Source organism: Enterobacter chuandaensis (assembly GCF_003594915.1).
In the GTDB taxonomy this organism is placed as follows: domain Bacteria; phylum Pseudomonadota; class Gammaproteobacteria; order Enterobacterales; family Enterobacteriaceae; genus Enterobacter; species Enterobacter chuandaensis.
In genome coordinates, this window is record NZ_QZCS01000001.1 from 440,171 (window position 1) to 461,986 (window position 21,816).

Genomic DNA, 21,816 nt, shown 5'->3' on the forward strand with positions numbered 1-21,816 from the left:
TCAGCACCGGCTTAGTGCTTTTTAATGTACATGTCCTTCGTGTAATAGTACCCCAGCTTATCCGGCGTAAATCCGCCCACCCACGGTTTCACCAGGTGCGTACGCACGTAGTGATAAACCGGAATGGCCGGCACATCACGGCCCAACAGGTCTTCCGCCTGCTGGTAGAACTTACCCCGCTCTGCCGGCGTTTTGGCTTTTGCGGCGTTGATCAAGGCCTGGTCGTAGTCCGGGTTGCTGTACTGGCTGGTGTTTTCACTGTCGCCGGTGCGGAAGTTGTTCAGGAAGGTCGCCGCGTCGTCGTAATCGGCAATCCAGGCGTAGCGCACTGCGTCAAAGTTGTGAGTGTGCATAGTATCCAGCATGGTTTTCCACTCCTGATTTTGCAGCTTCGCGTCTACACCGAGGTTTTTCTTCCACATGGAGCTGGCGGCAATCGCGATGCGCTGGTGTGACTCAGAGGTGTTATAGAGAAGATTGAAGCTCAGCGGATGGCTTTCGTTATACCCAGCCTCGTTGAGTAGCTTTTTCGCCTCAGCGATGCGCTTGTCCAGCGGCCAGCTGGCGTAATCCGGGTTCTGCAGCTTGACTCCGCCGATATCCGGCTGGCTAATCAGCCACGCCGGGCGCTGCCCCTGCCCCATCACCTTCTCTGCGATGATGTCTTTATCCAGCGCCATGTTCAGTGCCTTACGCACGCGGGCATCGTTAAACGGCGGTCGGGTGGTGTTGAATTCGTAGTAATAGGTCGCAAGCTGAGGTGAAACGTCCAGCTGGCTGCCGAGTGTTTTCCTGAGCTGGGCAAACTGGTTGATCGGCACCGTATAGACAATATCAATTTCGCCCGCTTTAAAGCGGTTTACGTCAGAGGCCTCGGACGTGATGGGCAGATAAGTGACCTTGTTAATCACGGTATGCGCGTTATCCCAGTAGCGCGGGTTACGCTCCGCCACAATGCGTTCGTTGACCACCCACTGGGACAGCTTATACGCCCCGCTGCTGACGAAATGCTCCGGTTTGGTCCACTTTTCGCCGAAACGGCCAATCAGCACTTTATCCACCGGTACCAGCGAAGGGTGCGCCAGCATCGCCAGGAACGCCGCGTTGGGTTGGGTGAGCGTCACTTCCAGCGTGGTATCGTTAATTGCTTTTACGCCCAGCGTGTCGGGGGATTTTTTCCCGTGAGCGATATCGGCCGCGTTGACGATATGCATGTTGCCGGGATAGCTGGCGTACGGTGAAACGGTTTTCGGATCAACCAGGCGCTGCCAGCTCCAGACGACATCCTCTGCGGTTATGGCCGTCCCGTCGCTCCAGGTGATGCCCGGACGCAAATGGAACGTCCAGACGGTGTTGTCCTTGTTCTCCCATTTTTCCGCCAGCCGGGGCTGGATTTCCCCTGATGGGGAGACGCTCACCAGTCCTTCGAATAAATCACTGATAATATTGAATTCGACATCGCTTTCGACTTTATGCGGGTCGAGCGAGGCCGGTTCACTGCCATTATTTCTGACCAGTTCCTGTTTTTCGGCCAGCGCTGTTCCTGCTGGCACGTTAGCCGCCCAGGTTGCCGTGCTGGCGCACAGGATCCCGGCAGTAAGTAAAGAGAGCGTAAAGCGCGTGCGTGTTTGTGGTTTCATTTCCTTCGCCTTATTGTCTGTTTTATGACGATCCGGAGATAACTCTTAGCGCCCGCACGGGAATAACGCAATATTTTTCAGTAACCTATAAGAGGTTGATCTGGTAAATGCTTGCAAACCGCTGTTCATACTGGTTACACATGCTTTTACAGAATAAACAACCACCTTCAGCGCTAACGTGCTGAGTAAAGATGGGTAAAACCACTTTGAGACTGGCGTGCCGTTTCCTATTCTTTCCGTTAATTACATCTGTCATAAGAGAGTGACTCATGGATCGTATAATTACTTCCTCACGCGACCGCACATCGCTACTCAGTACCCACAAGGTGCTGCGCAATACCTATTTCATGCTCAGCCTGACGCTGGCGTTTTCGGCGATCACCGCCACCGCCAGCACCGTGCTGATGCTGCCGTCTCCGGGCCTGATCCTGACGCTGGTCGGAATGTATGGTCTGATGTTCCTGACCTACAAAACCGCTGACAAACCGGTCGGCATCCTGTCCGCGTTCGCCTTTACCGGCTTCCTGGGTTACATCCTGGGGCCGATCCTGAACGCGTATCTGTCTGCCGGTATGGGTGACGTGATTGGCATGGCGCTGGGCGGTACCGCGCTGGTGTTCTTCTGCTGCTCGGCCTACGTGCTGACCACGCGTAAGGACATGTCCTTCCTCGGCGGTATGCTGATGGCGGGTATCGTGGTGGTGCTGATTGGTATGGTGGCGAACATCTTCCTGCAGTTGCCTGCCCTGCACCTGGCCATCAGTGCGGTGTTTATCCTGCTGTCATCTGGCGCGATCCTGTATGAAACCAGCAACATCATTCACGGCGGTGAGACGAACTACATCCGCGCGACCGTGAGCCTGTATGTGTCGCTGTACAACATCTTCGTCAGCCTGCTGAGCATCCTGGGCTTCGCCAGCCGCGATTAAGCAGACCTGCTGAAATAAAAAGGAGAATGCCTGAGGCATTCTCCTTTTTTATGCTTTATTCCTTGCGGCAAATATAGGTGGGATAATGACGGTCCTGAATCAGCCACACGGAAGGTGAGAGTTCAGAGATCGTCAGATAGTAGCGTGCGGTCGGATTAGCATAGCTACCCCACTGGGCATCCGGCGTATTGTCATTGTGCCGACGCCAGGTTTTGGTATAGCTCAACACAATGACGTTATCATCGTCCCGCTGTTTCCAGGTAAAGTCCACATCTCTGTCAACAATCAGACATTGCCCGCCCGCGCTCGCTGCCCCTTTATATGTGGTCAACCCAGTGCCATCCCGATGAAAATAGAAATGGGCAACGGCATTAACCTTCACTTCACTTGCTTTTCCCTCATTGCGCGTAAAGTTAAATTCCGTACTGCAAACCAGCGCATCACGTTTATATATGCCGCCGGAATAAATAAAGAGCGCCAGCGCGCCGCCGGCAAGCGCACCACCCGCAGCAAAGAGAAGCCTCATTTTCATTTTTCTGCCCCGCTTTTATAGCGAATGGTTTTGCACAGGCTGGTTGTACTGACCGGGCATGCGCCAATAAACACTTCATCGGCAGCGGCAAGGTTAAAACGGGCGCTGAAATAGTAAATATTGTACGCTTCCCGCTCGCACGCCACGTTATTTTCCTCCAGTAACGCCGCCAGTTTCGACAGCACCAGCGGTCGGCCATGATCGTTAATAAGCCAGATGCTGCAGCCCGCTATTTTATGCGCGACGGGTGTTGGTTTCATCGGTATAACGATTTTCTGCTGCTGGTTAAACAGCAGCCCTAGCCCCAATGCTGATGCTAAAAGCACCGCCGCCGCGACGCCCCATTTTAGGGAAAAACGCTGGCGTTTTGCCTCTGGCTGCGCCACAACAGAGAGCGACTGCGGTTCAGCGGGTTGAACGGCTTGCGCAGGCTGAAAAACAACGTCGGCAACAAAACGGAACCCATGCCGGGGTATAGTCACAATATAATCGTGTTGCTCACCCAGTAGCTGGAAACTTTTCCGTAATTCGCTGACCGCTTTGTTGAGATTATTTCCTGAGGGCGTAAAGCCGTATTCCTCCCAGACGCGCGTAATCAATTCCTCCCGACTCAGATCGTGTCCTTTATGACGAATAAATTCCTGCAAAAGACGAACGGCGGGCGCCGAAAGCGTTAATACCGTCTCCGGTTGACCGACAAGACTAATCGCATGTGCTTCAGGATCAAATAACAACGAATTATTGCATATAAAAAACATATTTCACTCTCAGCTGTTACCGCATGCTTTTTTATCCCTGTGACATCGGCAAGAAAATCGCCTCCTGAACAGGTTAATTTTTCATCAACAGGAATTTTCTCCCCATCCTGGGTTGCGGTATTTTCTTTTAACTATACATCTTTAAATCCAGAAAGGCAGAACAAATCACTGTATTTTGCCAGTTAGCTAATACAAATTCTCACAACCTTCTGTTCTGGTTAAAGTTTCCCTGCCCTGAAGCGATACGAAAGCAGACGGTGTCCTGGTGTTAAAAACCGTACATGAACTCAGAGCAGGCAGGCTGAATGTGAAACAGAAACAAAAAGTGAATATGACAACCGCGTTTTATGTCGCCGCGCTGTCACTGTCATTTTTCTCAGGAATGACAATGGCCAATATGAGCGTTTATCCAATGGAACTTAACGTGGATAGTTCCGGCGCAGCGCAAATAAAAGTGGCATCGAAAACGGATGATATTCAGTTCATCCGGGTGAGGCAAAAGAAAATTCTTAACCCCGGAACGGCCCAGGAAAAAGAGATTGACGTTGCATCGTGGAAAGAAGGCGGCGTGGTGGTGACGCCCGATAAATTTGCCCTGGCGGCAGGCGCAATGCGCGTGGTGCGCCTTGTTTCACTGACGCCGCCGGAAAAAGAGACCACCTGGCGAGTCTATTTTGAAGGGGTGAAACAGCCGGACAGCATTATTCCCGGCCAGCCCGAAAACACGGCAGCGACGGCAAAATTAGGCGTCAATGTGATCTGGGGGGCACTGGTCCATCTTGCCCCCGCAAAGGAGCGCGTTTCGCTGCATATCGATCCTGCACGGGGGACCGTCACCAACGCTGGCACACTGCGCGTGCCGCTCAGGGAGATTGGTATTTGCCAGTCAGACGACGTCTGTAAATGGATTAAAGAAGACGCCACGATTTACCCGGATACCGAGCGGAAATTAAAAACGCTTAATCAGGTAAACGGCAAGAAATACAAATTCCGCTACTTCAACTGGGTGAAAAAAACCGCTGAGGAAGCTGACTTACCCGTCGTGCAATAACACGACGTCACTGTAAAAACCCTTGTGGTTTGTTTAAAGAGCCAGGGTGCTCATTTGTAAAATATGGAGATATCAATGCGTAAATTTATTAAACCTCTGATGATCGTTACCGCGATGGCCACTTCTGCCAGCGCTCTGGCAATTCAGAAAGATATTACCGTCAACGCCAGCGTCGATTCACAGCTTGACCTGACGCAGGCCGATAATACGCCGCTGCCAGCCAGTATTGATATGCAGTATCTGCCGGGCCGCGGGCTGGAAAGCTACCGCCTGAATACCAAAGTATGGTCAAACTCAGCCACCAGCAACGTCAAAGTGCGTCTGGTAAGCGCCGCGCAGCTGACCAACACCGATGGCGATCAGGCCGTACCGATGACGGTGAAGCTGGGCGACAAAACCCTGACCACGGCCGATGCTGAGTTTACCGGAACCGAACTGTTCCCGGGCAGCATTGAAAACGGTTCTGCGGTTCTGCCTCTGACCATTTCCCAGACCACCAAAGGCATTCTGAAAACCGGCCAGTACAGCGGCGTTGTAAGCCTGATGCTGACTCAGGCAACCACCACGGAAGGCGGTGCGTAACACCACAGCACCTAAGGAATAACGTCAGAGGGCGCCCGCCCTCTGACGTCAGGATGATGTCGAGGCTCGTTCATGGCGTTTCACAGAAATACTCTCCTTTTTGTTGCTTTATTACCCGCATCTGTTCACATCGCCTGCGCTGAAATGGCCGTCCCGGCCGGTTTCGAGGACCTGGCGCAAACGCAGCGCATGTGGACAGAAGTGAGCTTATACGGCGAGTCGCTTGGCCTTTTTGAAACCGATATCAATCTTGAAACGGTCAGTTTTGTCGCGCCTGATACCTTGGTCGCGGCCATCAAACGTCAGTTTAACGACGATCCTGCTCTTATCGGTTCCGTTTCCGCGGCGCTGGCCGTTCCGCTAGCCCGAAACGGCAACCTGGCCTGCAGCAGCAACGGCTCGGCAACGGGGTGTGACTACCTTGAAACCCGCCGTGCGGCCATCATTTATGACGAAAACAATGCCCGCATAAACCTGTTTTTTGATAAACGCTTTTTGCCAAAACCCACGGTGGAAAGCCAGTGGTATCAGCCCACGCAGGACAGCGAAAATGCGTTAATTCATCAGCAAAATATCAATTTTGTTGCCGACAGGGATTATCAGTCCGCCACCGTTCAGGGCAACGGGGCGCTGGCGCTGACTCAGGACGGTTATCTTAACCTTGACTGGACCTGGCTTGGACAACGCTCGCGTCACCAGCAGCAGCAGGAAATGACCGTCAACAATGCCTGGTTCCGCCAGGATTTATGGCGTGAATATTATCTACAGATGGGCGAGATGGATACCCGCGACCTGTTCAGCAATGCCGGAGGGAATATTAACCTCAGTCAGCTGCCGCTGGGCAAAATTCGTGGCCTGCGCACGGGTTCGACCCGGGCCTGGATCAACCCGGTTCAGCAATCGAAGGGCACGCCCATTACGGTGCTGCTTTCGCACGATGCGCGTATCGACGCGCGCCGCGGCAAGGAACTGCTGGCCAGCTTTTACCTCAATGCCGGGGCACAAACCCTGGATACCCGCGCGTTCCCGGATGGAAGCTATACCGTGACGCTGTCTGTTTATGAAAATAACCGACTGACGCGCACCGAGCAGGTTCCGTTTACCCGTACGGGCATCACGCCATTCGACCGCGTCGAGTGGTTTTTGCAGGCAGGGGAAACGGCCAATAACGATTCGAGTGACGAACGCAGCCCGGTCGCGCAGGCGGGTATACGCCTGCCCGTTACCCCGCCGCTGGCCCTGACCAGCGGCGCAACCGTCATGAAAAGGCAGCATTTTCTGGAAAATGCCCTCGACTGGAGCCGCGGATTTAACGCGGGTCCGATCGACGGGGTATTAAGCACACGCTTTAGCTACCTCTACGGCAGCAAGGGCCAACGCGGCAATATTCAGCAAATCAGCTATAACGACGGCTTTTCGCTGAGCTTCTATCGCAACGCGTTATCCGCAGAAAATTGTGATACCCGTAGCGCAGGTTTTGACGCCGTCAACGGCTGTTATCGTAGCCTCTCGGTCATGTTCTCCGTGCCTGTCGGTTCGTGGTACGCAAACCTTGGGTACTCGGATAACCGCAACGAAGGGCGCTACGTTACGCGCCGGGAACTGCCGGACCATGACGATCGTCACGACGCGGGCCTGCCGTGGGAACCAGTGTATGTGACCCGCTCCCGCACACAGGCCTGGCAGGGAGGGCTGAGTAATTCCTTTAGCGCGCGCGGTCTGAACATCAACAGCAGCATTAACCTGTTTATGCGCAACGACCACTATCGCGACGGTAAAGACAAAGGCGGCTATCTGAGCATTAGCCTCTCAATGGCGCATAACCGCCAGGGCGATGCGTCAGGCTATACCTCGCTTGGGGCAACCTGGCAGCACCAGCAGCATCAGAAAAACCAGCTGAGCTACAACGTGGCGCATAACTGGTATGCCGACGCGCGCGGCGAGAATGAATACGGCCTGAGCGCGTCGGGGATCAACAGCGATTCGCTCAACGCCTCGGCGTATACGCGTCAGGGCGGACGTTTTGGTAATGCCAGCCTGACGGTGAGCGACGCGTGGGATCGTCAGGATCGGCGCCATACGTTAAGCAGCAGCGGCAATTACAGCTCTACCCTGGCCCTGTCGCGCTCCGGGCTGTGGCTTGGCCGCTGGGGAGACGGCCGTCCCGCTTCTGCCATTGCGGTGAACGTGGCTACGCCTGAGGATTCCCGTGATTCACGCGTCTCCGTCTCGCTGGATAACGGCGGCAGCGCGGATATCCCGGCTAACAGCCGTGCCCTTTTTGCGGTGCCGGGTTATCAGCAAACCACGCTGACGGTTAATGAGTCGCTGAACGTCTCATCCGGTATCAGCAGTGAAATCACGCAGGGTTCCGGCAGCCGGACGCTCTTTATGGTGCCGGGCAAAATGCTCCGCCGGGACGTACAGACCACCACCCGCTACACCTGGCTCGGCCAGCTCACTGACGAACATCACTCGCCGTTCGTGGGCGGTGTGCCGCTGAACGTGAACGGCTGGAACGATCTCGGCAATGGCGGTTTCAGCGCCCAGAGCGACGCCCTGCTGCGCAACCTTTATCTGGTGCGTCAGCAGCAGTTTTATCAGTGTGAACTGAGCGTGAAAAGCATGCGCGACGTGGTGCGTTACGTCGGGTCGATCCCGTGTCGGGAACTCACCTTCTCCGCCCTGCCGGATTCGGTTCAGCACCAGGCACAACTGATGCTCGCCGGGCGGAACGTGCCGACGGGGCCAACGGCCATGAATGCAGAACACCTCACCAAAGGGAAATGACGTGAACAACTACCTCTTTATTTTGCTTTTTTTGACCTTGTGGAGCTGTCAGACGCTGGCGGGCGTCCCTGCCGGAAGAAACTCCAGCGTAGGGATTAGCTACGATCGCGCGGTGCCGCCTGCGCGTTTTGATATCTGGGTCCATGAGCCGAGCGGTTACGACACTGTCGACCCGCAAAAGTGGGGACGCAACACCCTGACCTGCCAGTCCCGCACCGATCCGACGTACGGGGCATGTATGACAGCACCGGTCTGGTTTACCGCTACCGCGGCAAGCTCCTCTTCCATTACGCTGCGTTTTACCCACTCGTCGACTAAAAAAACGGCAGACCTCAAGGTATATGGGGAAAAACATATGTTTATCAATAACAAAGTCTTCACGTTCGCCAGCTTTGTGACCGGCGGTTCCGGCGAGATCGCGTTATGGAACCGGGAACCCTATTTTGATTTTTATATCGTTAAAGGCGAACTGGATAAGCTCGCCCAGCCGGGCATCTGGACCGCAACGCTGAAGCAGAACCTGCGCGAATGGGGAAGCGCCGACTGCGGGGGCAACTTTAACGATGTCAACGTCGGATGTCCCGGCTACCTCACCATTGCCCGCTGGCAGGCGACGATACGTATTGAGGTGGTCGATCCGGGTAACCAGCAGATTTATCTGCCAGCGTTTCCCCACTCAACGCCAATCGTGAACCTTAACCTGACCAACTTCCCCGGGCGGCCCGGCGGCAGCGAGATCCAGGGCGAGAGTGCGCTGGATATGTGCCTCTATGACGGCAATAACAGCGCCAGCACGCGCGTCTATCTGCGCTTTGAGGATGATGGTTTGGCGGCAACAGACCGTGCCGAAGGGGCGTTTTCCGTCAGACGGCGCGGAGGAAGCCAGACCGAACCGCGGGATCGCCTCGATTATCAGGTTACGGTGACCAACCCGGTGACGGGTGCAACCGAAACCGTGGCGAATGGCAAAACGCTGGTCTGGCAGGGCACTAATGACCCGCAATATCTGCGTCAGGTTGTGCTGCCGGGTGGACGGGAGAGCGTACTTTGTGTCCCCGCCCCCATCATTCTGAAAACGCCCGCGTTTGCTGCCAGCAGTAAAAATGCCGGGGATTACACCGGCACGCTGCGCGTGATCTACACGCCCAGCACGTTATAAAGAGGCTATCGTGAGTTACGCCATTCTCGACAATAATCGCTTTTATGCCGAAGGGTTGCGCTACGCCCTTCTGCGCCGTAACGCTCAGACGCAGGTTGAGAGCGGCGCGGTAAAGTGGCGACGTTCACTGCTGGCCTGCAATACCCTCGTTGTTCGCTGCCGCTTTTCCGTCGCGGGGACGCATCTGGCGCTGGTCGACATTCTGCTGGAGCTGGAAGCCAGGCGCTGGGAGGGAACGCTTTACCTGGTGTGCAATGAAAAAGGCTGGGCGCTGGCTACCCATCTGCGAAAGCGGTTTGCCACGCTGACCTTATATATCATTGATGACCGGATTGCCGTGGCGGATGCGGCGTACCTGCTTGCCAGAGAGCCCCGTCGTGTGCGCACCCTGAATTGTTGCCTGACGGGCATGGAGTTCAACGTCCTTGACAGGCTGGTGAACGGACAATCGGTACGGCACGTGGCGCATATGACGCAGATGAGTGAAAAACAGGTATCGACGTATAAATGCAACGCGCTGAAAAAGCTTAATGCCAACAATCTGCTCCAGCTTCTTCTGTAGGTCAATGATTCTCACGCCGCCCCTTATTTGCTAGACTAGGGGCGATTTTTACTTTATCGACAGAGCACTATGTTCATTTTTGCAGGCCAGGAAATTGAAACCGATAGCGAAGGCTATCTGAAAGATACGACGCTATGGAGCGAGCCGCTGGCGGAGAAAATCGCCGAAAACGAAGGCATCGCCCTCTCCCCCGAACACTGGGAGGTGGTCCGTTTTGTGCGCGAGTTTTATCTTGAATTCAACACCTCTCCGGCGATCCGCATGCTGGTGAAAGCGATGGCCAACAAATTCGGCGAAGAGAAAGGCAACAGCCGCTATCTGTATCGTCTGTTCCCTAAAGGCCCGGCAAAACAGGCCACCAAAATTGCCGGCCTGCCTAAACCGGTGAAGTGTATTTAATACCGAATACCGAAGTTCACATATTCCCGGCCGGGTTGATGCGGTTCCGTTAAGACCTTATCAACCCGGGCGCTGCGCGGCCCACCTGCTTTCAGCCACGCCATTAGTTTTTCAACCTGCTCCGCGTCGCCGCAGGCGACCACCTCAACGCTGCCGTCGTCCATATTTCGCGCGTATCCCGTTAGCCCAAGCTCAATCGCTTCGCGCTGGGTGCTGTAGCGGAACCCGACGCCCTGAACAACGCCGTGGACCCAGGCAATGGTGCAGACATGTGACATTTTTCTTCTCCTTAACGTAGCGTTTTCGGCAAACAACCGTAGTGTTGCCGGAAACGGGCGGTGAAACGAGAGCTGGAAAGATATCCACATTGTAACGCGATTTCACCGATCGGTAGCCGGGTCGACTGAAGTTGTGACAGCGCCACGGCCATCCTCACCTCTTCCACGATCTGGCGAAAACTCTGCGACTCTTCACGTAACCGTCTGCGCAGCGTCGGTACGCTTAAGGCCAGACGGCTGGCGACGTCCTGCGCGGTCCAGGCTCTGGCGGGCGATAACATAATGAACTGCCGCACCTGCTCGGTCAGGTTACTGTTTCGCTCAATAAGCAGCGGACCTGCCAAACCGTCATGCAGCAAGGCCAGCAGAAGACCGAAGGCCTGATGCTTTTGTAACGCCTCGGGTAAATCCTGGCGCACGGCGTGCAGCAGGTTATCCCACATAAACGCCAGCCCCTCGCTCAGCGGGGCGCAAAGTGAATGTAATGTCGTTCGTGGCCAGGATTTCAGGTAATGCGCTTTGAACTCTGCGACGATTTCCGGAGACAACATCAGTAAATCAGAATGAAATATACCGTTCGCGGGCTGATTGATAATCTCCATCGTGGTATTGGCCGGGATAATGATGAGCTCATCCCGGGTCGCCACCAGACGGTTGTCATCCTGAACAATCACCTTACTGCCATGGGTGATATGGCAAATGGCCGGAAAAAAGAGTTTAACCTGATGCAGGCGATGCATTTTGCTGGCGTTCACTTCACCCGCCGTGAGGTGTTTATTTCGAAAATGGAACTCCTGCACCGGTTCATCCTTATCTGCTGTAGGTTGCGGTTAACTGGGCTTTTTCCAGAACGTGGCTGTTGATCATAAAACCGACCAGTGCACCGCTGGCATTTTTGTCGAGAGGCAGTTTATCCACATCCAGCGCCCAGACGGTCATCTGATAGCGGTGGGGTTTGTCTCCCGCAGGTGGACATGCGCCGCCGAATCCAGAATAACCGAAATCATTACGCCCCTGCACTGCACCGGCAGGTAATTTCTCGCCATTTGGGTTACCGGCATCAGCGGGCAACGTCGTTGTGTTCGCGGGAATATTGGCTACGGTCCAGTGCCACCAGCCGCTGCCGGTGGGCGCATCGGGGTCATATACCGTGACGGCAAAACTTTTCGTACCAGCGGGTGGGTTTTTCCACACCAACTGCGGAGACTGATTACCGCCGTGGCAGCCGAATCCCTCGAATATCTGCGGCTGCGCTAAATGGCGCTCGCCGGAAATATCCTTACTGGTGATGCTGAAAGGCGTTGCCGCTGAAACCTGAAAACTGATTGCCGCCAGAGCGGCTATTGCTATCACACTACGCTTTTTCATGGGTGCTCCCTTTGCTGTACCGGAAGCCCCACTGTAAAGCCTGCTGCGATGCCGTAATGTGCCTAAGCGATTTGATTTTGTGCCGAAACGCTCAACAACATCCGCAGATGATTGCGCCTGGCTGAATGTGCTACCCTACGCGCCATTTCCCTGAAATCGACAGAACAGCAAATTATGAGTGTACGTTTAGTGTTAGCCAAAGGGCGCGAGAAATCATTACTGCGCCGTCATCCCTGGGTCTTTTCCGGCGCGGTAGCCCGTATGGAAGGCAAAGCCAGCCTCGGTGAAACCATTGATATTGTTGACCATCAGGGGAAATGGTTAGCGCGAGGCGCCTACTCGCCAGCGTCCCAGATCCGCGCGCGCGTCTGGACCTTCGATAAAGATGAAACCATCGACATCGACTTCTTCGTCCGCCGCCTGCAGCAGGCGCAGCAGTGGCGCGACTGGCTGGCAAAACGCGACGGGCTGGACAGCTACCGTTTGATTGCCGGTGAATCCGACGGTCTGCCGGGCGTCACCATTGACCGCTTCGGTAACTTCCTGGTGCTGCAACTTCTGAGCGCTGGTGCGGAGTATCAGCGTGCCGCGCTGATTAGCGCGCTGCAAACCCTGTTCCCGGAATGCGCTATTTACGATCGCAGCGATGTGGCGGTGCGCAAAAAAGAGGGCATGGAGCTGACCCAGGGTCCGGTTACCGGCGAGCTGCCGCCTGCCCTTCTGCCGATTGAAGAGCACGGCATGAAACTGCTGGTGGATATTCAGAGCGGCCATAAAACGGGTTATTACCTTGACCAGCGCGACAGCCGTCTGGCGACCCGCCAGTACGTTGCCGACAAACGCGTCCTGAACTGTTTCTCCTATACCGGTGGCTTCGCCGTTTCGGCACTGATGGGCGGCTGTGCTCAGGTGGTGAGCGTGGATACCTCACAGGAAGCACTGGACGTGGCAAAACAGAACGTCGAGCTAAACAAGCTGGATTTGAGCAAAGCGGAGTTTGTACGCGATGACGTCTTCAAGCTACTGCGTAAATATCGCGACCAGGGCGAGAAGTTCGACGTCATCGTCATGGATCCGCCAAAATTTGTGGAGAACAAAAGCCAGCTAATGGGCGCCTGCCGCGGCTATAAGGATATCAACATGCTGGCCATCCAGCTGCTGAACCCGGGCGGGGTGTTGCTCACCTTCTCCTGCTCCGGGCTGATGACTACCGATTTATTCCAAAAAATCATCGCCGATGCCGCAATAGATGCTGGTCGTGATGTACAATTTATAGAGCAGTTCCGTCAGGCAGCCGATCACCCCGTGATTGCTACCTACCCGGAAGGACTGTATCTGAAAGGGTTTGCCTGTCGCGTCATGTAACTTGAAAAGAGAAATATTGCCCACACTTAATGTGTAAGTAGTGTTTCCCGGGAGGTGACTATGATTGCCAGCAAATTCGGTATCGGCCAGCAGGTCCGCCACACTTTGCTTGGGTATTTGGGTGTGGTCGTGGATATCGACCCGGAGTATTCCCTTGATGAACCGTCAGCGGACGAGTTGGCGGTCAACGCAGAGCTTCGCGCTGCGCCCTGGTACCATGTGGTAATGGAAGGTGACGACGGACAACCCGTTCATACCTACCTTGCCGAAGCGCAGCTGAGTAGCGAGCTGCAGGAAGAGCATCCGGAACAACCCACGATGGATGAACTTGCTCAGACTATCCGCAAACAGTTACAGGCTCCGCGCCTGCGGAACTAAGCGTGTAAAAAAAGCCCGATGACGGGCTTTTTTTTATTACTTCGCCAGCCCCAGACGGGGAATATCGATCGCCGGACAGCGATCCATGACAACCTTCAATCCCGCATCCCGCGCCAGCACGGCGGCCTGCTCGTTAATCACACCTAACTGCATCCACAGCGTTTTTGCCCCTACGGCGATAGCGTCCTGCGCCACTTCCCATGCCGCCTCGGAATTACGGAAGACATCAACCATATCAATTTTTTCCGGCACATCAGCGAGCGTGGCATAACCCTGCTGACCCAGCAGCGTTTTCCCTGCCACTTTTGGCGACACCGGGATAACGTGATAGCCCTGATCGAGAAGGTATTTCATCACCCGATAGCTTGGACGGTCGGGTTTATCGCTCGCGCCCACCAGCGCAATGGTACGCGTGGATGTCAGAATCTCAGCAATATCGTTCTCTTTCATGGTTTTTCTCCTGGCTTTTTTAAAAGTGTACGCCAAAGCGCACATCTCAACCATCCATCCCATACAGATGTATGAGGGCAAAACGGCAAAATATGTCTATATGTTAGTAAACGTGATTACCGAAAAATTTAGATACATTAATGCGGCGACAGTATTTCTGACGGGAGCCTTCTATGAAAACCGGTATTGCCACTGCTGTGATTGCGTTAGTGATGCCGGTTTGCGTCTTTGCCACCACGCTTCGGCTCTCTGGCGACATTGATCTTCTGGTACTGGACGGAAAAAAGGTCTCCAGCTCATTATTGCGCGGGGCAGACAGCATCGAACTGGATAACGGACCGCATCAGCTGGTGTTTCGGGTAGAAAAATCGGTCGGGATGGCGAACCATGAGCAACGGATGTACATCTCCCCGCCGCTGATTGTCAGCTTTAATACCCGGCAAGTCAGCCAGGTGAACATTACCCTGCCTCGTCTTGAAACAGAGAAAGAAGCTGCGGCCTTTGACGCATCGCCGCGCATTGAGCTCCTGGACGGGGACGCAATGCCGATTCCGGTCAAGCTGGATATTCTGGCCTTAACCACCTCCCCGAAAAGCCCGGACTACGAGGCTTTGGCCCAGACCTACAACAAAGCGGGTAAACGCGCTTCCCTGCCGCAGTTTGCTACCAGGATGGCGGACGACAGTACGCTGTTATCTGGCGTCTCGGAACTGGACGTTATTCCTCCTCAGTCCCAGAGCCTGACGGAACAGCGCCTTAAATTCTGGTTCCAGCAGGCCGATCCCGACACCCGGGCCCGGTTTTTACAATGGGCAAAACAACAACCTTCATCATAAGCCACATTTTTTACGCCTTACTCTTGCAGCGTCTGGCGGTTCCCGTCATCGTGTAGTCAGTTAACCTGATGGATATGATTATGGAACTGACAACACGCACGCTGCCTGAACGTAAACACATTGCGCTGGTGGCGCACGATCACTGTAAACAAATGCTGCTTAACTGGGTTCGCCGCCATCAGTCGTTGCTGGAAAAGCACGCCCTGTCGGCGACCGGCACCACCGGCAACCTGATCCAGCGCGAAACGGGTCTGGAGGTGAATGCGATGCTGAGCGGCCCAATGGGCGGCGATCAGCAGGTCGGCGCGCAGATTTCCGAAGGAAAGATTGATGTGCTGATCTTCTTCTGGGATCCGCTGAACGCGGTTCCGCATGACCCGGATGTCAAAGCGCTGCTGCGTCTGGCGACAGTGTGGAATATTCCGGTGGCGACGAACCTGTCGACGGCGGATTTCATCATTGAATCACCGCAGTTTAACTCGCCGGTTGAGATCCTTATTCCGGACTATCAGCGCTATCTTTCCGAAAGATTGAAGTAACTTTTTTGCCGGGTGGCGGCTACGCCTTACCCGGCCTGCAAAATCTTGCCTGACATCGTTATGGCTTACGCGCCACCGGCACATCAATACTCTTCAGAATATCGACAAACACGGATGGCTCCTCTTTATTGAACAGCAGCCACACGCGATGCCGCGCGCGGGTGATGGCCACGTACAGCAAACGGCGCTCTTCGGCATCCGGGAAGTCTTCCGGCACCGGCAACAGAGCCTGCTCCATCACCGACTCTCGGGCCGGAGCCGGGAAACCGTCGCTGCCCTCTTTCAGCCCCACCACAATCACATAATCGGCCTGCTGCCCTTTGCTGGCGTGAATGGTCATAAATTCAAGCTGCAGTTTCGGCCAGCGGGTGGCGGCTTTTTCCAGCGCCGCGGGTTTAAGGTGATGGTAGCGCGCCAGCACCAGAATACGTTCATCGGGCTTTGCATAGCCGCTGAGCTTGTCCAGCAACGGTTCCAGCTGGTCATCCGCCAGCAGGGTGACGGCTTTTTTATCTCCTGCGCGCAGGCTATTGAGCGGCTTGGCCAGTTGATGCGGGTTCTGCTGGATAAAACGGTTGGCGATTTCACCAATACGTGAATTGAAGCGGTAGGTGGTGTCCAGATCGCTGCGATCGCCTTCGCCAAAATAGTGGTGGAAGGCGGTGGTCAGGGAGAGCTGAGCGCCGCTGAAGCGGTAGATAGCCTGCCAGTCGTCCCCGACGGCAAACAGCGAGGTATGTTTGTTCTGCGCCCGCAGCGCCGAGAGCAGTGCCGCCCGCTGGGGTGAGATATCCTGAAACTCATCCACCAGAATATGCTTCCACGGGCTGACAAAACGCCCTTTCTCAAGAATAATGATGGCCTGATGAATAAGGCCTGAGAAATCAACGGCATTTTCCTCTTTCAGCGTGGTTTTCCAGGCTTTCAGCAGCGGAGCCATCAGCTTGACCCGTTTCGAAAACAGATCGCGGACGTCCTCCGGCGCGCTTTCAATCATCTCTGCCTGTGAGCCACCGTGCATTCGCATCAGGCTGACCCAGCGGTCAAGGCGCGAGCCCAGCCGACGCGCCAGTTTGTCATCCTGCCAGAAGCTGCCCTCCGGCACGTCCCAGTTGAGCTCTTCCTCCAGCCACTGACGCCACCCTTTCGCCTGCGCTTTTTTCTCACTGCATTGCTGGCGCCACGTCTTGATAAACAGCGCCTGACGCGCCTGCGCATCGTTTTCCAGTTTACTGATGGCAGGCACTTTTTTACTGCCCTGCTGAATAATATGCAGCGCAAGAGCATGGAAGGTTCTGGCGGTAATGTCCCGGGTATGCAGGCGTTCCTGGATGCGTTCATCCATCTCCTGGGCAGCCTTACGGCCAAAAGCCAGAAGCAGAATTTGATCGGCAACCGCCTCACCGGTCGTCAGCAGCCAGCCCGCGCGCGCCACCAGCACCGACGTTTTACCGCTCCCGGCCCCGGCAAGCACCAGCAGCGACTGCTCGCCGTTAACCACCGCGCGCGCCTGAGCAGGGTTAAGCGGTGAAGATTCCACGGTACTGAAAAAGTCGGCGTATTGGGTGAGCATGGCGTCCGTCCAGGCCTGATTATGGGCAAGGCGGCTTTTATCCATATCGTTCAGCCAGGCCTGGCACTGACGCCAGGCATCGCGACAATTGTCGAACTCATCGAGGCGCGTAACGGATAGCGGCAGCGCCGAAAGCGCCTGCCTGATCTTTTGCTGCAACCCGGCGGTCTGCTGGCGCGTCAGCCACGTCTGCTGTGCGTTGCTTTGCGCGATATCGTCCAGCACCTGCTGCAGTACCTGAGCGGCAATCACGCTCATGTCATGGCTCCACTGCTGCCAGAGCGCGTTCAGGTGGTGATGAAAACGCTGGGTTTCCGCCCATTCGGTGCCGTGAAGGCGCACGACTTTGTCGTCAGGCAGAACGAACTCCAGCTCGCCCCACACCAGCCCGCGCTTGCAGTGAATAGCCAGAAGCTGATTAAACGGAATAAGGTATTCGTGGCGTTCTCCGGAGACTTTCACCCCGGCATTGAGCAGAACAACTCTGTCATAGGGGTGTTGCGCCAGGCGTTTGCCTAAAGAAGTTGCTTTCAGTTCCATGTCCCGCCAAATCCACGAAGAGATAATTTACCTGACAGTTTAACTGCCAGTTTTAAGGTGCTCCAGCCTAAAAAAACGTTACAATCATTGGGCGTTAATTTTATCGAAAGGAAGTGAGGGTTTATGCGTACCGTTCTGAATGTGTTGAATTTTGTGTTGGGCGGTTTTGCCACCACCCTCTCCTGGCTTTTTGCCACGCTGGTGAGCATCGTCCTGATTTTCACACTCCCCCTGACCCGCTCCTGCTGGGAGATCACGAAACTCTCGTTCATCCCTTACGGTAACGAAGCTATCCACGTTGATGAGCTGAACCCGGAGAGTAAGAATGCCCTGATGAACACGGGTGGAACCCTGCTGAACATTCTGTGGCTGATTTTCTTCGGCTGGTGGCTGTGCATCATGCATATTTTTGCCGGTATTGCGCAGTGCATCACGATTATTGGTATTCCGGTGGGGATCGCGAACTTTAAGATCGCCGCTATTGCCCTCTGGCCCGTCGGGCGCAGGGTTGTTCCGGTCGAAGTGGCCCAGGCGGCGCGTGAAGCGAATGCGCGTCGTCGTTTTCAGTAAATAAGGACTGGCCGCGTTTATGCTAAGCCCACTGCTTCGCCGTTATACCTGGAACAGCACCTGGCTCTACAACGTCAGGATTTTTATCGCGCTTTGCGGCACGGTTGCCCTGCCGTGGTGGCTGAATGATGTCAAGCTGACCATTCCGCTCACGCTGGGAGTGGTTGCCGGTGCCCTTGCGGATCTGGACGATCGCCTGGCCGGACGTTTACGTAATCTGGTCATTACGCTGGTCTGTTTTTTTATCGCTTCCGCGTCCGTTGAGCTGCTCTTCCCCTGGCCCTGGCTGTTTGCACTGGGCCTGACGCTCTCCACCAGCGGGTTTATTTTGCTGGGAGGCCTGGGACAGCGCTATGCCACTATCGCCTTTGGGGCCCTGCTGATCGCCATCTACACCATGCTGGGCGTTTCCCTGTACGACCAGTGGTACCAGCAGCCTGTGCTGCTGCTGATGGGCGCCATCTGGTATAACCTGCTGACGTTAACCGGGCATCTGATCTTCCCGGTTCGTCCTCTGCAGGATAACCTTGCCCGCAGCTATGAGCAGTTAGCCCATTATCTGGAACTGAAGTCCCGGCTGTTCGACCCGGATATCGAGGAAGAAAGCCAGGCGCCGCTTTACGATCTGGCGCTGGCAAACGGCCAGCTTGTCGCGACCCTTAACCAGACGAAAGCCTCGCTGCTTACCCGTCTGCGCGGCGATCGCGGCCAGCGCGGCACGCGAAGAACCTTACACTACTACTTTGCCGCACAGGACATTCATGAGCGCGCTAGCTCCTCGCACGTTCAGTACACCGCCCTACGCGAGAAGTTTCGCTACAGCGACGTGATGTTCCGCTTCCAGCGCCTGCTGTCCATGCAGTCCCAGGCGTGCCAGCAGCTGGCGCGATCCATTCTGCTGCGCACGCCCTATCAGCACGATCCGCGCTTTGAACGCGTATTCAGCCATCTTGATGCAGCGCTTGACCGCGTTCAGGCCAGCGGAACGTCGCCGGAACACATTAAGGCGCTGGGTTTTCTGCTCAATAACCTGCGGGCGATAGACGCTCAGCTGGCGACGATTGAATCCGAGCAGGCAATGGCGCTGCCGGGCAGCGAGGTGGATAACCAGCTTGCAGACGACAGCGTGCACAGCATGAGCGATATGTGGCTCCGGCTGAGCCGCAACTTCACGCCGGAGTCGGCGCTGTTTCGCCATGCGGTGCGCATGTCCCTGGTGTTATGCGTGGGGTATGCTTTTATCCAGATAACCGGTTTGCATCATGGCTACTGGATCCTGCTGACCAGCCTGTTTGTCTGTCAGCCGAACTACAACGCCACCCGACACCGCCTTGCGCTGCGTATTATCGGTACGCTGGTTGGCGTCGCGATCGGCCTGCCGGTGCTCTATTTCGTGCTCTCCGTTGAGGGTCAGCTGATCCTGATCGTGATCACCGGCGTGTTGTTCTTCGCGTTTCGCAACGTGCAGTACGCCCATGCCACGATGTTCATCACGCTGCTGGTTCTGCTCTGCTTTAACCTGCTGGGTGAAGGGTTTGAAGTCGCCCTGCCTCGCGTGCTTGATACGCTGATAGGCTGTGCTATCGCCTGGGCTGCGGTCAGCTTTATCTGGCCGGACTGGCGTTTCCGTAACCTGCCGCGGGTATTAGACAGGGCCATGAACGCCAACTGCCGATATCTGGATGCCATCCTTGAGCAGTATCATCAGGGCCGCGATAACCGTCTGGCTTATCGGATAGCGCGCCGCGATGCGCACAACAGCGATGCGGAACTGGCTTCGGTGGTCTCTAACATGTCAACGGAGCCTCGCGCCACGGCAGAGATTCGTGAGACGGCTTTCCGACTACTCTGCCTGAACCATACCTTCACCAGCTATATTTCCACGCTGGGTGCCCACCGTGAGAAATTGACCAACCCGGGCATCCTCAACCTGCTGGATGACGCGGTCTGTTATGTCGATGATGCACTGCATCACCGGCCCGCCGATGAGCCTCGCGTTAGACAGTCACTGGATGAGCTGACTCAACGTATTGCGCATCTTGAGCCCGGAAACGACAGCAAAGCGCCGCTGGTTCTACAGCAGATTGGCCTGCTTATCGCTCTGCTGCCAGAAATTTGCCGACTGCAGCAGCAAATCGCTACCTGGAGGAGTGATTCTCCTGGGGCTCAGGCAGCGCATTAAACCACTCCGTCAACTCCCGGCGAATACCTGCCGGGAGTGCCGCCTCATGCAGCCCCTCAATGGCCCCTTCCAGCGCGAAGAGCACTTTAATACTGAGCGCATTATTTTTTGCCCGCATCTTCAGCCAGCTCTCCCTGGCCCCTAGCGCCCGCAGCGTCTCTTCATTAGTAATACCTGCTTCGAAGAGCAACACTTCCAGCTGAAAAGTCAGGTTTGGCAGATCTTTAAGGCGGTTTCGCTGATGCCGCTGATAACGCTCTTTCCTTGCCGCATTGAGCGCAAATGAGGAGAGCTTAAGCAGACGCTCCCTGTCCTGCCACAGCCCATCATCCACGCGATAGTAGTTGAGAAGCACCGGACGGCCCCGCTTCATTAGCGTCAAAAAAGAGGCAGCATTTTTGACACAGTATTTCGCGCTTTCTTCACAGGCGCGAAGGTAGAGCTCACCGTCTGACACCATGGCAAAAACCGCATCATCCACTGCCAGGGTATAGCCGCCGAACAGCGCGCGATGGTGAATTTCACCCAACGGCGAGAGGTATTCCTGGGATTTATAAATCCGTTCATAAGATATCTTTTTCATGATATTTCCCTTCAAAATCATAAAGTAACAACGAAATTTCTTACTAGCGGATCCGTTAGCAGGAAAATAGGCAACTTAGCGCCGTTGAGCAAGATGATTTTTCGCGGGGCATCAACATTGAATGAATTTTGCGAGTCGCTTTCCGAAAATGAGGTTGATCTTTATGCATACAGGGGTTACTGTATATCCATACAGTAACTACAGGGCTGGAATGAATATGTACACTTCAGGCTATGCAAATCGCTCAACTTCTCTCACCTCAACCGCGGGCAATGTCGCGCAAAACGCCGTTGGGGGTGTTTCGACGGGGCTTATTAGTGAAGTGGTTTATCGTGAAGACCAGCCCCTGTTGACCCAACTCCTTCTGCTGCCGTTGTTACAGCAGCTTGGCCAGCAATCGCGCTGGCAGCTCTGGCTGACGCCACAGCAGAAACTGAGCCGTCAATGGGTTCAGTCTGCGGGCCTGCCGCTGGCAAAGGTTATGCAGATCAACCAACTCTCCCCCTGTGACACCGTTGAGTCGATGGTCCGGGCGTTACGTACCGGAAATTACAGCGTGGTGATCGGGTGGTTACCGGAAGAATTGACGGAAGAGGAACATTTTCGTCTGACCGAAGCGGCTGAAGAAGGGAATGCGATCGGGTTTATCATGCGCCCGGTTCGTCCAGATTCTTATCGCAGAGGACAACTTTCTGGGCTAAAAATTCACTCAAATTTGTATCACTGAGTAAAATTAAGATTTTTCCTAGAAT

The 21,816-nt window shown here is 55.1% G+C and carries 23 protein-coding genes and 1 pseudogene; 14 read left to right on the forward strand and 10 right to left on the reverse strand.

Annotation, left to right across the window (positions count from 1 at the left end):
* Window positions 1–11 precede the first annotated feature (11 nt).
* Entirely contained in the window at window positions 12–1,640 is a 1,629-nt protein-coding gene (locus D5066_RS02300; protein ID WP_119914926.1) for an ABC transporter substrate-binding protein, read from the reverse strand.
* A 269-nt stretch (window positions 1,641–1,909) separates the two neighbouring features.
* Here D5066_RS02300 and yccA point away from each other — a divergent pair, with 269 nt between their 5' ends.
* Window positions 1,910–2,569, forward strand: a complete 660-nt coding sequence (yccA, locus tag D5066_RS02310) for an FtsH protease modulator YccA (protein ID WP_013097244.1) — start codon at window positions 1,910–1,912, stop codon at window positions 2,567–2,569.
* A gap of 55 nt (window positions 2,570–2,624) precedes the next feature.
* On the opposite strand, the gene D5066_RS02315 is transcribed toward yccA, so the two are convergent.
* From D5066_RS02315 to D5066_RS23290, 3 genes and pseudogenes are all read right to left on the reverse strand, one after another.
* Window positions 2,625–3,101: a hypothetical protein gene (locus D5066_RS02315; protein WP_119914927.1), complete on the reverse strand. Its 477-nt coding sequence runs from the start codon at window positions 3,099–3,101 to the stop codon at window positions 2,625–2,627.
* Entirely contained in the window at window positions 3,098–3,583 is a 486-nt protein-coding gene (locus tag D5066_RS23285) for a hypothetical protein (protein ID WP_244288123.1), read from the reverse strand. Before D5066_RS23285 ends, D5066_RS02315 begins: the two co-directional genes overlap by 4 nt.
* Window positions 3,584–3,613: 30 nt before the next feature.
* Window positions 3,614–3,859 (reverse strand): annotated as a pseudogene (locus tag D5066_RS23290) (winged helix-turn-helix domain-containing protein); the annotation flags it as partial.
* Window positions 3,860–4,166: 307 nt separating this feature from the next.
* Here D5066_RS23290 and D5066_RS02325 point away from each other — a divergent pair.
* The 6 genes from D5066_RS02325 to tusE all read left to right on the forward strand — a co-directional run bounded on the left by D5066_RS02325 (window position 4,167) and on the right by tusE (window position 10,402).
* Window positions 4,167–4,910, forward strand: a complete 744-nt coding sequence (locus D5066_RS02325) for a fimbrial protein (protein ID WP_165853317.1) — start codon at window positions 4,167–4,169, stop codon at window positions 4,908–4,910.
* Window positions 4,911–4,985: 75 nt separating this feature from the next.
* Window positions 4,986–5,492 carry a CS1 type fimbrial major subunit gene (locus D5066_RS02330; RefSeq protein ID WP_119914929.1) on the forward strand — a complete coding sequence of 169 codons (507 nt, stop codon included), beginning with the start codon at window positions 4,986–4,988 and terminating at the stop codon, window positions 5,490–5,492.
* Window positions 5,493–5,564: 72 nt separating this feature from the next.
* Window positions 5,565–8,282, forward strand: coding sequence for a TcfC E-set like domain-containing protein (locus D5066_RS02335; protein ID WP_119914930.1), 2,718 nt, complete (start codon window positions 5,565–5,567; stop codon window positions 8,280–8,282).
* A gap of 1 nt (window position 8,283) precedes the next feature.
* Window positions 8,284–9,441, forward strand: coding sequence for a CblD like pilus biogenesis initiator family protein (locus D5066_RS02340; RefSeq protein WP_165853318.1), 1,158 nt, complete (start codon window positions 8,284–8,286; stop codon window positions 9,439–9,441).
* 10 nt (window positions 9,442–9,451) lie between these two features.
* Window positions 9,452–10,003 carry a LuxR C-terminal-related transcriptional regulator gene (locus D5066_RS02345; RefSeq protein ID WP_119914932.1) on the forward strand — a complete coding sequence of 184 codons (552 nt, stop codon included), beginning with the start codon at window positions 9,452–9,454 and terminating at the stop codon, window positions 10,001–10,003.
* Between the two features lie 69 nt (window positions 10,004–10,072).
* Window positions 10,073–10,402: a sulfurtransferase TusE gene (tusE, locus tag D5066_RS02350; protein WP_028012611.1), complete on the forward strand. Its 330-nt coding sequence runs from the start codon at window positions 10,073–10,075 to the stop codon at window positions 10,400–10,402.
* On the opposite strand, the gene yccX is transcribed toward tusE, so the two are convergent.
* From yccX to D5066_RS02365, 3 genes are read right to left on the reverse strand one after another with little or no spacing between them, the layout of a single operon-like run.
* On the reverse strand, window positions 10,399–10,680 hold the full coding sequence (gene yccX, locus D5066_RS02355) for an acylphosphatase (protein WP_119914933.1): 282 nt from the start codon (window positions 10,678–10,680) through the stop codon (window positions 10,399–10,401). The two genes, tusE and yccX, sit on opposite strands and share 4 nt — an antisense overlap.
* 11 nt (window positions 10,681–10,691) lie before the next feature.
* The gene (locus D5066_RS02360; protein ID WP_119914934.1) at window positions 10,692–11,480 is read right to left on the reverse strand and encodes a helix-turn-helix transcriptional regulator; all 789 of its coding nucleotides are present in this window, start codon (window positions 11,478–11,480) and stop codon (window positions 10,692–10,694) included.
* Between the two features lie 10 nt (window positions 11,481–11,490).
* On the reverse strand, window positions 11,491–12,048 hold the full coding sequence (locus tag D5066_RS02365; RefSeq protein ID WP_119914935.1) for a kinase inhibitor: 558 nt from the start codon (window positions 12,046–12,048) through the stop codon (window positions 11,491–11,493).
* Window positions 12,049–12,222: 174 nt separating this feature from the next.
* Between D5066_RS02365 and rlmI the strand changes: the two genes are divergently transcribed.
* Together rlmI and hspQ are read left to right on the forward strand one after the other, a co-directional pair.
* Window positions 12,223–13,413 (forward strand): 23S rRNA (cytosine(1962)-C(5))-methyltransferase RlmI, encoded by a 1,191-nt coding sequence (gene rlmI / locus D5066_RS02370; protein WP_119914936.1) that lies wholly within the window; start codon window positions 12,223–12,225, stop codon window positions 13,411–13,413.
* A 60-nt stretch (window positions 13,414–13,473) separates the two neighbouring features.
* A complete protein-coding gene (hspQ, locus tag D5066_RS02375) occupies window positions 13,474–13,791 on the forward strand; it encodes a heat shock protein HspQ (protein ID WP_008499919.1) in 318 nt (105 codons plus the stop codon).
* Between the two features lie 36 nt (window positions 13,792–13,827).
* Here hspQ and D5066_RS02380 read toward each other — a convergent pair whose 3' ends face one another.
* A complete protein-coding gene (locus D5066_RS02380) occupies window positions 13,828–14,241 on the reverse strand; it encodes a CoA-binding protein (RefSeq protein WP_028012609.1) in 414 nt (137 codons plus the stop codon).
* 173 nt (window positions 14,242–14,414) lie between these two features.
* On the opposite strand from D5066_RS02380, the gene csgI reads away from it, so the two are divergent.
* Both csgI and mgsA read left to right on the forward strand, forming a co-directional pair.
* Window positions 14,415–15,077, forward strand: coding sequence for a curli synthesis inhibitor (gene csgI, locus D5066_RS02385; RefSeq protein WP_119914937.1), 663 nt, complete (start codon window positions 14,415–14,417; stop codon window positions 15,075–15,077).
* A gap of 80 nt (window positions 15,078–15,157) precedes the next feature.
* Entirely contained in the window at window positions 15,158–15,616 is a 459-nt protein-coding gene (mgsA, locus tag D5066_RS02390; protein ID WP_025755971.1) for a methylglyoxal synthase, read from the forward strand.
* 58 nt (window positions 15,617–15,674) lie between these two features.
* On the opposite strand, the gene helD is transcribed toward mgsA, so the two are convergent.
* Window positions 15,675–17,729: a DNA helicase IV gene (helD, locus tag D5066_RS02395; protein ID WP_119914938.1), complete on the reverse strand. Its 2,055-nt coding sequence runs from the start codon at window positions 17,727–17,729 to the stop codon at window positions 15,675–15,677.
* 123 nt (window positions 17,730–17,852) lie between these two features.
* Here helD and D5066_RS02400 point away from each other — a divergent pair, with 123 nt between their 5' ends.
* Both D5066_RS02400 and yccS read left to right on the forward strand, forming a co-directional pair.
* Entirely contained in the window at window positions 17,853–18,299 is a 447-nt protein-coding gene (locus tag D5066_RS02400; RefSeq protein WP_023335159.1) for a YccF domain-containing protein, read from the forward strand.
* A gap of 19 nt (window positions 18,300–18,318) precedes the next feature.
* On the forward strand, window positions 18,319–20,481 hold the full coding sequence (yccS, locus tag D5066_RS02405) for a YccS family putative transporter (protein ID WP_119914939.1): 2,163 nt from the start codon (window positions 18,319–18,321) through the stop codon (window positions 20,479–20,481).
* Here the strand turns inward: yccS and D5066_RS02410 are convergent.
* On the reverse strand, window positions 20,438–21,064 hold the full coding sequence (locus tag D5066_RS02410; protein ID WP_119914940.1) for a TfoX/Sxy family DNA transformation protein: 627 nt from the start codon (window positions 21,062–21,064) through the stop codon (window positions 20,438–20,440). The genes yccS and D5066_RS02410 overlap by 44 nt on opposite strands.
* A 217-nt stretch (window positions 21,065–21,281) precedes the next feature.
* Between D5066_RS02410 and sulA the strand changes: the two genes are divergently transcribed.
* Window positions 21,282–21,791 carry an SOS-induced cell division inhibitor SulA gene (sulA, locus tag D5066_RS02415; protein WP_080327670.1) on the forward strand — a complete coding sequence of 170 codons (510 nt, stop codon included), beginning with the start codon at window positions 21,282–21,284 and terminating at the stop codon, window positions 21,789–21,791.
* Window positions 21,792–21,816 lie beyond the last annotated feature (25 nt).